A 13,595-nucleotide genomic window follows, 5' to 3' on the forward strand; every position below is an offset into this window, starting at 1 on the left:
TTATACAAGGAAAAGTTTGATGGTTTTAGAGAATAATTATGGAAAGGAAGATGTTTTATTGGATAGCACTGCTGGTTGCATATTGTCTGGCAGGTTGCCGGTCGCATTTAGGGGAGACAGATATGCAGACACGCATGCGTACAGAGATTGTCACGAATGTCAGAGACAGCGTGTTGCCGTTTTGGATGGATTATGCAGTGGCTCCCGACGGCGGTTTTTATGGAACTGTATTGCGGAATGGTACTCCGGTAGTGGATGCTCCGAGAGGAGGGGTTCTGAATGCCCGGATTCTGTGGAGTTTTTCTGCCGCATACCGTACGTTTAAGGATGAGGCTTATCTGAAGCTTGCGGATAAATCGCAACGCTACTTCATTGATACATTTATAGACAAGGAACATGGTGGGGTATATTGGCTGGTCAATCCTGACGGTGAGGTGCTGAATGCTTCCAAATATACGTATGCCATGACCTACGCCATCTATGGGCTGGCTGAACACTATCTGGCAACAGGTAACAGCGAGAGTCTGGATATGGCTGTCGGTTTATATCATACCTTGGAGGAGAAAGGCCGCGAACCGCAATATGACGGTTATGTGGAATCTTTTACTGAAGATTGGAAACAACTGGATAATTATGATAACAATGCACCCAAGACTATGAATGCGCATTTGCACGTGCTGGAGGCTTATACCCTTTTATATCAATGCTGGAAAGACGACGGACTGAGGAAACGACTCAAGTTCTGCACCGGGTTGTTTATGGACCGTATTTATGACTCTTCAAGGAGGCATTTTAATTTGTTCTTTGATAATGCATGGAACAGTCTGGTTGAGATGGACTCTTATGGGCATGATGTGGAGGCGGGATGGCTGCTTTGTGAGGCTGCCCGTGTGTTAGAAGACCGGCAACTGATGGATAGGGCGAATCGGCTTGCGCTGGATGTGACGGATGCTTGCTTGGCGGAAGGACTGAGTGACAAAGGGTATATGATGTATGAAAAGAAGGGCGGAAGAACAACCGGGCATGCCTCATGGTGGGGCCAGATTGAAACGATGATAGCTTGTGTCAATGCCTGGCAAATCAGCTGGAATGACGTTTATCTGCAATCGGCCGATACGGTTTGGACTTTCGTAAAGGACTGTATGATAGACCGGGAATACGGTGAATGGTACAGTGATTGTTTTGATGGAGAACCCAAGAAGGATACTCCCAAAGTGAGTATGTGGCGTTGCCCGTATCATACGGTACGCTTGGGAGTGGAAATACATAATCGTTTAAAATAGTATTTATGAAGAAATTTATAGCAGGTGCAGCATCACTGATGCTTTGTATGGGGCTACACGCCCAGGATTTCAAAATCAATCCATCGGGATATTTTGAGAATGGCGGGGCCAATGTGATGGTGTTCAGTGACGTCTACCCTGAAGGACACCAGGGAGGACTGACCCTTGTTTTGAATGGAGACCGCAGGGCTGCCAATGGAGATGTGCGCTTTGAAATCTCGCAAGGGCAGTGGCAGGGATTGCCCAAGATGAGAAGCCGGGTGGTGGATGAGGCTGACAATGAAATCCGTGTCACATTGAGTTATCCGGATTCGGCCAAACATATGGCAGGCTTTAATCCGATGCTTTATCCGGATTTTGTTTTTGGCTATACCATTAAGGTCAAAGGCGAGAAGGATTATCTGGTATTGACCGTTGATTTGGACCAACCGGTGCCCGAGCGGTTTGCCGGCAAGTTGGGCTTTAATCTGGAATTGGTACCTTCCACTTTGCTGGGCAAGCCGTGGATTATGGACAACCGGACGGGAGTCTTTCCCCACCAGGCGATGGGGCCCACCATGAAACAGTCTTCCAACATGGAGCATATCGGAGATTTCAACCCTGGCGGGAAAGCTGATTTGGACCAGTTGCTGTTGGATAGAAAGACTTATAACCCGATGATTGCCGATGATATCGTCTCTGCTCCTTTTGCCGAGGGGAAAAAGTTTGTACTCAATCCTCAGGATGATTTGGCAAAGATTACGATTGAAAGTGAGAAAGGAGACTTGCTGCTGTATGATGGAAGGATAAATCATAACAACGGTTGGTTTGTGCTCCGTTCGGAGTTCCCGGCAGGGACAAAGGAAGGTGCGGTGAAATGGATAATCCGTCCGACAGTCACTAAAGACTGGCGTTATGCACCGGTGGTGCAAGCCTCTCAAGTAGGTTACCATCCTGGACAGAAGAAAGTAGCTGTCATAGAGTTGGACAAACGGGATACAGACTTCAAGCAACCTGCCCTTTATCGCATTGTTGCCGATGGCAGGAAACTGGTAAAGCAGCAGGCTGCCAAGGATTGGGGAGATTTCCAACGCTACCACTATCTGCAGTTCGACTTCACGGAAGTGACGGAAGAAGGGCTCTATCAGGTGATGTACGGCGATGCTGCTTCTCCGGTGTTCCGCATTGCCAAAGATGTGTGGGACAAGGGTATCTGGCAGGCAGAGGTGGAATACTTCTTGCCGGTACAGATGTGCCACATGCGTGTGAACGAAAAATACCGTGTATGGCATGACTTCTGTCATCATGACGATGCACGTATGGCCAAAACCGATATCAACCATATAGACGGATATACTCAGGGAACCTCTACTCTTTGTAAGTACCAGCCGGGTGATTTGGTTCCAGGGCTGAATGTGGGTGGATGGCACGATGCGGGGGACTATGACTTGCGTGTGGAATCCCAGGCAGGCGAGGCCTATATACTTGCCATGGCTTGTGAGAACTTTGGTGCCTATTGGGACGAGACTTCCATAGATTTTGAAAAGAAGATAGTCGAGATTCACCAGCCGGATGGAAAGAATGACTTGTTGCAGCAGGTGGAAAACGGTGCTTTGACGATAGTGGCGGGTTGGAAGGCTCTGGGGCGTCTCTACAGAGGGATTCTGTGTCCTACCGTACGCCAGTATGCACACTTGGGTGATGCGTCGGCCCATACAGACCATGTCAGTGGGACTGCCGACGACCGCTGGGTGTTTACGGAGGACAACCCTGGTAGGGAACTTCAGGTGGCTGCCTGGCTGGCAGGTATTTCACGTGTCTTGAAGGGACATAACGATGCATTGGGAGCGGATTGTCTGGAGATAGCCCGTGAATTGTTCAGGATTACCCGCTGCGACAACAACCGGGTGCTGACAGCCAAGGTACATGCTGCCGTAGAACTTTATCTGGCGACAAAGGAAGTGGAGTACCGTGATTTCGTTTTGCAGCAGCAGGATTTCATCTGCAAGAATATCCGTCAGACGGGTTGGTTCATCGGACGTTTCGACAAGGCTGTGGGAAATGCACGTTTCAGCAAGGCTGTTCGCAAAGCACTGCCGGAGTTGCAGGCTATGTATCAGGAGTATAGCAGTAAAACTCCGTATGGAGTGCCGCATGACAGAGGTAACCGTTCTTCCGGTTCATGGGAACCCCAGCATCTGGGCTACAATTACTGTTACCTGCATGCTGCCTATCCTGACTTGTTTGCACCGGACTATATTTTCAATGCTGTCCAATACCTGCTCGGTATGCATCCGGGACGTAATCAGGCAGCGTTTGTAACGGGAGTCGGTGCCGAAACGATGAAAGCTGCCTATGGTGTCAACCGTGCCGACTGGTCTTATATTCCGGGTGGAGTGTCTCCGGGTACAAATCTGATTCGTCCTGACTTGCCCGAATTACTTCATTTCCCGTTCTTATGGCAGGAGGGTGAGTACTGTTTGGGCGGACATGCTACGTGGTTTATGTATATGGTATTGGCATCTCAGAAAATATTGAATGGTAATGAACAGTAAAATAAAGGTAGATAAGTTTGTAATTGTAGCTTTTCTGCTCTGCATGGTCTGCACTATGGCCATGCAGGCAAAAGCTTATGACAATTTTAAGGTATCGGTCTATGTACGTGCCTACGAGGTAGACAAGATGAAGGACATCCATTGGCTGGATTCGACTTGGAATGTGATTTCACAACAGTTGGAAGTGGACAAGATTTATCTGGAAACACATCGTGATTTACTGATTGTGGATGACGCCACCCTGGAGCAAGCTAAGAAATTTTTCCATGACCGGGGAATAGAGACTGCCGGAGGAATTACCTACACCATCAACGAGGCGAACAGTTTCGAGACGTTCTGCTATTCCAATCCCGAGCATCGTGAGATGGTGCGAAAGATTGCAGAACATACGGCAAAGCACTTTGACGAGTTTATTCTGGATGACTTTTTCTTCACCAGTTGCAAGTCGGACATAGAGATAAAAGCCAAAGGTGCGCAGAGCTGGACGGAATACCGTTTGAAGCTGATGACTGAAGCCGGGCGCGACCTTGTGCTGAAACCTGCCAAGAAGGTGAATCCTCGTGTAAAGGTAATCATCAAGTATCCCAACTGGTACGACCATTTCCAAGGTTTGGGCTTTAATCTGGAGGAAGGTCCCCAACTCTTTGACGGTGTCTGGACGGGTACCGAAACAAGGGACCCTGCCGGCAACCAGCATCTGCAGAATTATCTAAGCTATAATATTATTCGCTATTTCGATAATCTGCGTCCGGGCTACAACGGTGGAGGATGGGTGGACTCCGGTGGACTGAATCTAGGCATGGACCGCTATGCTGAGCAGCTGCATCTGACCATGCTTGCCAAGGCTCCCGAAATCATTCTCTTTGCCTATAACCAGCTTCTGGGCGTGAAGTTGTCTCCCAGGTTCCGTACCCCTTGGCAGGGCATGGGCACCAGCTTTAATTATGATGAGATGACTGCCCCTATCCGGCAGAAGGACGGAACTTCCATAGAGCCTACCACCATGGCACGCATTGCGGATGTTGTATTGAAACAGACTGATAAACTGATAGGTAAGTTGGGTAACCCCATTGGCATCAAGTCCTACAAGCCTTTTCATGTGGCGGGTGATGATTTCTTGCAGAATTATCTGGGCATGATAGGTTTGCCGATGGATATACGTCCCGTTTTTCCGAAAGACCAACAAGTGGTGCTGCTGACTGCCCAGGCGGCTCAAGCTCCGGAGCTCATGACCGACATTAGGAAGCAATTGCAAAGCGGACGGGATGTGGTGATTACAAGCGGCTTGCTGAAAGCCATTCCTGAAAAAATTGCCGAAATAGTAGAGTTGCGTTGTACCGATTTGAAAGCTCTTGTCAATGATTTTGGCCGATACGGACAAGCCGGACGCGATTTATTGATACCGCAGGTTCAGTATTATACGAATGATGCTTGGGAAGTAGTCAGTGCGGGCCGTCCGTTGACGGGAGGAGTATCGGGGTATCCTATTTTGTTGAGAGCTCCCTATGCCGCCGGCAATCTATATGTATTGACCATTCCCGATGATATGGGAAATTTATATGATTTTCCGGCAAAAGCCTTGAATGAGATTCGCCGCATTATGAGTAGGGATATGGATGTCTATCTGGAGGCTCCCTCCAAAGTCGGATTGTTTGTGTATGACAATAAAACACTGGTGGTGGAGAACTTCAATGATGAACCGGTGGAAGTGCGTATTGTTACCGATGATGAGGTGACGAGGTTGGAAAATCTGGAGAATGGGGATATTCTGGCTCCCCTTCCTGCCGAACCCGTACAGAGCAGGCGTCCGGTGACACCAAAGAACTCTTTCCGTTTGTCATTACTGCCCCATTCGTATAAGGCTTTCCAATATAAATGACGGGTAAGAAGATTGTCGGATAGTTATTCGGAAGGGTAACGGGAGGTCGGTTCTACAATGGGCCGGCCTCCTTTGCTTCCAGTCATCCGTGAGAATGCTTGTGTTCTTTCAATATCCTGTGCGGCAGTGTCCCGTGCCCCAGCAACTCTATCGGGCAGTTGAAGTTGCGTTCCAGCCATTCTTCCGTAACGCCGGTATCGGGATGGTAGTCCAGGGTTTCGTTGACGCAGGCAATGGACTTGACTTGCTGCAACACCGTGCCGATGTCGTGGCTGACGAGAATAATGGCGCAATCCTTGTTTATCTCTGCCAGCAGTTCGTAGAGGCGGGCTTCGAAACGCTTGTCGATGTATGTGCTGGGTTCGTCGAGAATCACCACCTGCGGGTCGGAGATGATGGCACGGCCCAGGAGGGCACGTTGCAACTGTCCGCCGCTCAAAGCGCCGATGGCACGCTGCTCCATGCCTTCCAGCCCCATGCGGGCTATCACGGCAGAGGCTTTCTCGCGGTGCCGGGCGGTGAAGCGTGAAGCCAGCGGCTTCTTGCTGCTGAGTCCTGAAAGGATGACCTCCTCTACGGTGATGGGAAATTTCCGGTCGATGCTGCTGTACTGGGGCAAGTAACCCATGGATAGTTGACAATTGACAGTTGATAATTGACAATTGGCAATTTCGGAGGGGGATGGGGGGCAGGAGTGATATAGAATCTCCCCGGTAGTGGGTTTCAGCAGTCCCAGTATACATTTGATAAGGGTAGTCTTTCCACCACCGTTGGGACCGATGATACCCAGAAAATCACGTTCGTAGATAGTCAGGTTTATATCATGCAGTACGGTCCGGTTATCGTATCCGGCGCTGAGGTTCTTTATCTCTATAATGGGGGATGCAGGCATAGCTTCTTCTTCGTTAAATGGACAGAATCATCGTTTACTCTTTTACAAGCGCTCTGGCGGTATTCATCATCTCCTCCTCCCAGTCGTATGAGAGAGGATTGATAGCCACCACCCAGGTTCCGGTCTGCTGGGCGATAAGGTCGGCATTGCGGCGGTCGAATTCCGGTTGTACAAAGATGATGCGTACCTTCTCCTTCTTGCAGGAGTTTATCAGGTTCTTCAGATGGGCGGGGGAGGGTTCCTTTCCACCTGCCTCGATAGGAATCTGGTGCAGGTTGTAGTCGCGGGCAAAGTAGGAAAGTGCCGGATGATAAATCATGAAGGCACGGTCGGCATTCGGGCTGGAAAGCATCTGGCAGATGAGGCTGTCCGCATGCTCTATCTGCCGGATGAGTGCGTTGTAACGTTTCATGTAGGTGCTTTCATTGGCTTTGTCTATGGTGCAGAGTGCATTCAGAATGTTCCCGGCAATGATTTGGGCGTTGATGGTGGAGTTCCAGATGTGGGGTTCCACACCACCGGCGTGCGTATGGCTTTCGTGTACATGCCCGTCTTTATGGTGATGCGCATGGGTATCGTCCAGAATAAGTTCCACATTCTCGGACATATCGAAGAATTGCAGGTGGGGAGCATTGTCCGTCAGTTTTTCCGTCCATGTCTGCTCGAAACCGATGTAGCCGATGCGGAAATAGGCCTTGCTTTGGGCAAGGTCGACGAGCTGCTGGGGCGTGGGGTCGTAGGTTTCCGGACTTGAACCTTTGGGCACCATGCTGACGACGGTGAATTCATCGCCGGCAATGGCTTCGGTGAAATACCGCAGCGGCTCGATGGTGACGGTAATCACGGGTTTATCGTCATTCTTCTTGTTCTGTTGGCCTCCTTGCTTGCACGAGAAGAGCAAGGTGGCTATGAGGAGTAAAAAACAAAACTTTTTCATTTACAATTTACTATTTACAATTTACAATTTGGCTGCGCTGTGGCAGGGGGCATCAACTATCCATTATCAACTATTCCTTATCCATTATCACTTCCTCTTTCCTTCCCCTCAGTATCTCCCGTTTCCCTCCGGGGGGGCCTGGAAGACGCTCTACCTTGAATCCTACGGCTTGCAGCATGCGGCGTACTACTCCTTTGGCGCAGTAGGTGGTCAGCACGCCATCGGTGCTCATGGCGGCATGGATATTCCGGAAGACTTTTTCCTCCCACATTCCCGGTTGCTTTTCGGGTGCAAAGGCATCGAAGTAGACAACGTCGAACGGAGATTTATTAATCATTAACAAACTGTCGATGCTTATTGTTTCGACATCTGCCTGCACTTTTCTCAGTGTGAAATAAGGAGTTATGGCAACTTCTTCTTCCCACGCAGCCCGATGCAGTTCCTCGAACAGAGGATTGTCGCTATATTTTAGCGCATCCACCTCCGGCCATGCAAGCGGATAGAGTTCGATACCGGTATAGTGCACATGCCTCTTTTCCTTTTCGGCAGTTTCCAGTGTAAGCAGGGCATTCAGCCCGGTGCCGAAACCGATTTCAAGGATATGCGGGCGGGCAGTAGCGGATGCTTTCAGTCCCATGTCGATGAAGATGTGTTGTGACTCTGTACGTGCCCCCTTTACCGAATGATAATGTTCATTCAGTTCCGGTACAAACAGTGTCGCACTTCCGTCTTCCGTCTTCTCTATGATTCGTTGCATCACTTCTGCTTTTGTTGAATGTTTTTATTTGATTTAATTCTCTGTAGTTCATCGTGTTGTTGCATCTATATATCCAGCGTACTGCATCTATGCATCCAGCACGTTGCATCTATACATCCAATGCGTTGTATCTATACATCTATTGCTCAAACTCACTACATGTCAATAATTCATCATCGAAATGGCTTCTTGCAGTGCCCACAGCATAGCTATGTAGCGCACCAGTTTCCCTGCAAACATGGACGTGGTGGTCAGTATCAGATTACTGCGCATGAAGCCCAGTGCAATGGCTATGGCCTCTCCCACAAAAGGCAGAAAGGCGAAGAAAGCCATCAGTGCCCCTTTCCCTTGGAGGAAATGCTGCATCCGTTCTATCTTTTCCCTTTTTACCTTGAAATATTTCTCAATCCAGTCTATACGTCCCAGACGTCCCATGTAGTAGCACGTCATGCCTCCCAGCGTATTTCCCAAGGTGGCGGAGAGTACGCACAGTGCCGGGCTCAGACCGACCTTGACCAGTGCTACCATCACTATCTCGGAACTGAACGGAATGATGCTTCCTGCCAATAGGGCAGAGATGAACAGACCGACATATCCCCAGTCAATCAGCAGCTGTACGAGTGCATCTACAAAAGCGTCCATATATTGAATCCTAATAGAATGAATAATCCGATAAATGCACAAATGAAGAATATATTGGAACTGCGGCTATTTGTCAGTACAAACAAGTGTCCCGCCAGGATGCTGACACCGATGAGCAGGAAGGACATCAGGTGGACACTCAATGCCGGTTGCAGTCCGATATAGACAAAGATGCAGAAATTCAGCAGGATGAGGAAGTGTAGATAGCTCCGGGTGCGTATCTTGTCTTCATAGCCGGCAATGAGACAGTGTGCCGCGCTGACGATGAACAGAACAAGGAGATACCCAAGGGTGGCGAGTTTCCACGGCTGATAGTCGAACCGGATGGGAGCGAAGGTCACCAGCTCGCGGAAGGGCTGGCAGAAGAGTTCCATTTGCCCGTAGTAGAGGGCGTGTCCCAGCAACAGCCAGTAGGGTACGCTCCATCCTACCAAGGAAGCGAAGAAACTTTTGGGTTGGAGAGACTGGAAGTTGTAGGCGCCTATCCAGAAGATGGGGACAAACAGCATGAGCTGCGGAAAAAGCAGGCTGCCCAGTCCGATGAAGACAAAGGCGTGGAAGAGACTGCCTGTGGGCCGTGTCTGCTGGTAGCTCCTGAAGAGGAAAAACAGTGCCACCAGGAAGGAGGCGGATGCCAAGTCTCCCGCATACAGCATGTGCAGGCTGGGGCAGACGGATATCAGCAGGAAGTAGACGGAAGTCTGTACCGATGCCCGCATCCGGATGATGGCGAACGTATTGTTGAGCTGTATCAGGAAATACCCGATGACGGCATACAGAATAAAGCTGAAGAGACGGTTTGCCCAGGTGGGGATGCAGAAGTCGCAGAATGTTTCCCAAAGGGAATATCCGCTTTGCTGTGTCTCTGTCTCGGGCAACAGAACGGCAGTCAGTATCCAGCAGGATACTGAAATCAAGATAGCGGCGGGTAGTGTGAACCGCCCTGCCGTTATCCGGTTCTGGAATCTCTTCGTTCTCATTTATAAATCAAATCCTATATCTCTTCTGAAATATTTCTTCTCGAAGTCTATCATGTCGGCCACGCGGTAGCTCTTCTGCAAGGCTTCTTCCTTCGTTTCACCATAGGAGCAGACGGCGATGACACGGCCACCGGCGGTTACGGTCTGTCCGTCCTTGGTGGCTGTTCCGGCATGGAAGAGGATGCTGTCTGTTTCGGCAGCCTTCTCGAATCCGGTCATCACCTTGCCCTTTTCGTAGACTTCCGGATATCCTCCGCTCACCAGCATGACGCAAGCGGCTGTGCGAGGGTCGAATTCCAGCGTACGCTGGTCGAGGTCGCCCTGGGCAACGCCTTCGAGCAGGTCTACCAGGTCGCTCTTGATGCGCAGCATCACACTTTCGGTTTCGGGGTCGCCCATGCGGACGTTGTATTCAATGACCATCGGTTCGCCCTTCACGTTGATAAGTCCCAGGAAGATGAAGCCTTGATAGCCGATTTCTTCTTCCAGCAGACCGTTTACGGTAGGTTCGATGATGCGGGTGCGTACTTTTTCCATAAATGTTTCGTCGGCAAAAGGTACGGGAGTAACACTGCCCATACCGCCGGTGTTGAGGCCTTTGTCGCCTTCGCCGATACGCTTGTAATCTTTGGCTACGGGCAATACCTTATAGTGGCGGCCGTCTGTCATCACGAATACGGAACACTCGATGCCGCTGAGGAACTCTTCAATGACTACCGTGGCGCTGGCATCGCCGAACATGCCGCCCAGCATTTCCTTCAGCTCTTTCTGAGCTTCTTCCAGTGTGGGGAGAATCAGCACGCCCTTGCCTGCACACAGTCCGTTGGCCTTCAGTACGTAAGGCGCTTCGAGGGTTGCGAGGAAATCGAGTCCTTCTTGTAAGTTGTCGGCGGTGATGCTCTTGTAGCGGGCAGTGGGGATGTTGTGGCGCATCATGAAGCCTTTGGCAAATTCCTTGCTACCTTCCAGTGTAGCACCTTTGGCGGTGGGGCCGATGATGTCGATATGGCAGGTGGCAGGGTCTTCCTTGAAGCTGTCGAAGATGCCTTGTACCAACGGGTCTTCGGGACCCACAACAATCATGTCGATTTCTTTCTCAAGGGCAAAGGCCTTGAGTGCGGGAAAGTCTGTCGCCTTCAGGTTCACATTCTCGCCTGCTTCGCTTGTACCTGCATTGCCGGGCGCAATATATAGTTTCTCTACTTTCGGGCTTTGGGCAATCTTCCATGCCAGAGCGTGTTCGCGGCCACCGGAGCCTAATAATAATATTTTCATGGGTTCATTTACAATTTATAATGTACAATTTACAATTTGTCTGTGCTGTGGGACATCAGGTAAGTTGTACAGATTGTTATACTTAATGATTTATTCTCTCTTTTATTCTCTTCTTTCTTCTACCATCTACTCCCTATTTGCATGCCCGCACTGCATAGCAAATTGTACATTGTATATGGTACATTGTACATTAAAGATATTCTTCAAAATATCTTGTTATCTTCTCGTGCAGATGCACACGGTCGCGTCCCAGGACGTTGTGCTTGTGCGTGGGATAGATAAACAAATCGGGATAGGTACGGGCATCCACGCACGCCTTCATGAATGAAAGGGTGTGCTGCGGCACGCAGGTGTCGTCGTGGTCGTCGTGTATGATGAGCAGGTGTCCTTTCAAGTTACCGGCAAGGTTTTTCAGGTTCGTCTGCTTGTAGCCTTCCGGGTTCGTCTGCGGAGTGTCCATATAACGTTCACCGTACATTATCTCATAGTATGCCCAGTCGATGACGGGTCCGCCGGCAACACCTACCTTGAAAATTTCGGGATAGCGCAGCATCAGCGCCATAGTCATGTGTCCTCCGAAGCTCCAGCCGTGCACTCCGATACGCTCTCCGTCCACATAAGGCTGGCTTTTCAGGAATTCTACGCCCTTCACCTGGTCTTTGCCCTCTTCGATGCCCAGCTGGCGGAAGGTGGCGTTTTCAAACTCCAGTCCACGATTGCTGCTGCCACGGTTGTCGAGGCTGAATAGGATATAGCCTTTGTTTGCCATGTAGATGTCCCAGCCGCGGGCATCGTTCATCCAGCCGTTCGTTATCATCTGGGCGTGCGGGCCGCCGTATACGTAGACGATGGCGGGATACTTCTTTGCCGGGTCGAAGTCGGCAGGCTTTATCAGGCGGTAGTACAAGTCTGTCTTGCCGTCTGCGGCTTTGATGGTGCCTACTTCTATGCTGGGCATTTCAAAGCCTTCGTAGGGGTTCTTGGCTGTCAGCAGTGTGTGTTCCCGTTGTTTCTTCGGGTTGGTGGACATCAGTTTTATGATACGGGGGCAAGTGGGCGAAGAGGCATTGTCGATGAGGTAAGTTCCCATGAAGCCGGAGATTTGTGCCGAGTGCACGCCGGTTGGGTCTCCTATCAGGCTGCGTTTGCCATTCTTCAGGTTGACAGCGTAAAGGTTGCTCTGCAAAGGAGAGATTTCCGTACTCTTGATAATGAGCTCTTTCGTGTTCCGGTTAAAACCTACGATGTCTTGTACAAGCCAGGGGCCGGAGGTGAGTTGCTTCAGCAGTTCCCCTTCCGTATTGTATAGGTACAGATGGTTGAAGCCGTCACGCTGGCTTTGATAGATGAACTTGTGGCTGTCCCATGGCAGGAATAGAATGGGAGATTGCGGCTCCACATATTTGGGATGTCTCTCTTCGATGAGCACTTGTTGCAGCTTTCCGCTTTCAGCATCGTATCGGCACAGTTTGGAGTGGTTTTGGTCTCGGTTTAGCTCTATCAGATAGAGGCTTTTGCCATCCGGTGCCCAGGTGATGTTGGTGAAGTAGCGGTCTTTTGGGTCGCCCATGTCCAGGTAGATGGTCTTTTGAGTAGCCGGATTGTAGATGCCTACCTTTACCTGATGGCTGAGCATGCCGGCCATAGGGTAGCGTATTTTATCCACCAGCGCTATTCTTGCCGTGATGTCAACCAATGGATAGGGGGTGACCATGCTTTCGTTCATTCGATAGAAAGCCAGCAGGTCTCCAGCAGGATTCCAGAAAGTGCCTTTTGAAATGCCGAATTCATTGCGGTGCACACTTTGTCCGCAGACGATACCTTCCGGTTCGTTGGTGACTTTCAGGGTTTGCCCGTCACTGGTCATCACATAGAGATTATTGCCGATAGTATAAGCCAAATGGCGGCTTACCTCGTTCCAATCCTCATTTGCGGCTTGGGCGGGGCAAGGCTGGCTCCAGATGACTTTTTTCTTCTTCCAGTCGACGAGGGCACGGTACTTGCCGGTGTTCAGCAGCAGGAGTGGGTCTATTTGGACTTGAATACCCTGATTGACGCCTCGGGGTACGTTGACAGCCTTTGCAGCATGAAAGTGACGCAGTTTTCCAAGTCCTTTTTCTTCCAGCAGCGCGTTGGCTTCTTCCAATGTGATGGCAGTGAATTTCTCTCCGGGCTTGGCACCTAATCCTTTGACAGCCCATGTACCTTCTATATTGTCGATGCCAAGTTCCAGACAAGCGGCATCGCCCCACCACTGGTACCACTTGTTTTCGGCAGTATGATAGGTTTCACCTCCGGGAATAAGGTCTTCCAGGGTCGGCTTTTTCAGTTCTTGTGCCATGACGTTTGTTGTAAACAGAGCAGGCACTGCCATCAGCAGTGCAAGAATGCTCTTACTTATTTTCTTTGCATTCAT

At 50.1% G+C, this 13,595-nt stretch carries 10 protein-coding genes; 3 read left to right on the forward strand and 7 right to left on the reverse strand.

The window, feature by feature from the left end; translation table 11 throughout:
- Window positions 1-38: 38 nt before the first annotated feature.
- Genes HUX74_RS09680 through HUX74_RS09690 form a run of 3 tightly spaced genes read left to right on the forward strand, consistent with a single transcriptional unit; the run spans window position 39 to window position 5,696 of the window.
- Window positions 39-1,283, forward strand: a complete 1,245-nt coding sequence (locus tag HUX74_RS09680) for an AGE family epimerase/isomerase (protein WP_174646582.1) — start codon at window positions 39-41, stop codon at window positions 1,281-1,283.
- Between the two features lie 5 nt (window positions 1,284-1,288).
- A complete protein-coding gene (locus HUX74_RS09685; RefSeq protein ID WP_174646583.1) occupies window positions 1,289-3,817 on the forward strand; it encodes a glycoside hydrolase family 9 protein in 2,529 nt (842 codons plus the stop codon).
- Complete coding sequence (locus HUX74_RS09690) at window positions 3,807-5,696, forward strand: hypothetical protein (protein ID WP_174646584.1); 1,890 nt, start codon at window positions 3,807-3,809, stop codon at window positions 5,694-5,696. The genes HUX74_RS09685 and HUX74_RS09690 overlap by 11 nt, the downstream gene beginning before the upstream one ends.
- A gap of 82 nt (window positions 5,697-5,778) precedes the next feature.
- Here HUX74_RS09690 and HUX74_RS09695 read toward each other — a convergent pair whose 3' ends face one another.
- From HUX74_RS09695 to HUX74_RS09725, 7 genes are all read right to left on the reverse strand, one after another.
- Complete coding sequence (locus tag HUX74_RS09695) at window positions 5,779-6,588, reverse strand: metal ABC transporter ATP-binding protein (protein WP_005830985.1); 810 nt, start codon at window positions 6,586-6,588, stop codon at window positions 5,779-5,781.
- A 34-nt stretch (window positions 6,589-6,622) separates the two neighbouring features.
- The gene (locus HUX74_RS09700; RefSeq protein ID WP_174646585.1) at window positions 6,623-7,525 is read right to left on the reverse strand and encodes a metal ABC transporter solute-binding protein, Zn/Mn family; all 903 of its coding nucleotides are present in this window, start codon (window positions 7,523-7,525) and stop codon (window positions 6,623-6,625) included.
- 70 nt (window positions 7,526-7,595) lie between these two features.
- Complete coding sequence (mnmD, locus tag HUX74_RS09705) at window positions 7,596-8,282, reverse strand: tRNA (5-methylaminomethyl-2-thiouridine)(34)-methyltransferase MnmD (protein WP_174646586.1); 687 nt, start codon at window positions 8,280-8,282, stop codon at window positions 7,596-7,598.
- 162 nt (window positions 8,283-8,444) lie between these two features.
- The gene (locus HUX74_RS09710) at window positions 8,445-8,924 is read right to left on the reverse strand and encodes a YqaA family protein (protein WP_174646587.1); all 480 of its coding nucleotides are present in this window, start codon (window positions 8,922-8,924) and stop codon (window positions 8,445-8,447) included.
- Window positions 8,909-9,904, reverse strand: a complete 996-nt coding sequence (locus HUX74_RS09715) for a hypothetical protein (RefSeq protein WP_174646588.1) — start codon at window positions 9,902-9,904, stop codon at window positions 8,909-8,911. The genes HUX74_RS09710 and HUX74_RS09715 overlap by 16 nt, the downstream gene beginning before the upstream one ends.
- Window positions 9,905-11,179: a phosphoribosylamine--glycine ligase gene (purD, locus tag HUX74_RS09720; protein WP_174646589.1), complete on the reverse strand. Its 1,275-nt coding sequence runs from the start codon at window positions 11,177-11,179 to the stop codon at window positions 9,905-9,907. It lies immediately after the preceding gene.
- Window positions 11,180-11,369: 190 nt separating this feature from the next.
- A complete protein-coding gene (locus tag HUX74_RS09725) occupies window positions 11,370-13,595 on the reverse strand; it encodes a DPP IV N-terminal domain-containing protein (protein ID WP_174646590.1) in 2,226 nt (741 codons plus the stop codon).

Origin of the sequence: Bacteroides sp. Marseille-P8574 (assembly GCF_902825465.1) — a bacterium.
Taxonomy (GTDB): Bacteria; Bacteroidota; Bacteroidia; order Bacteroidales; family Bacteroidaceae; genus Bacteroides; species Bacteroides uniformis.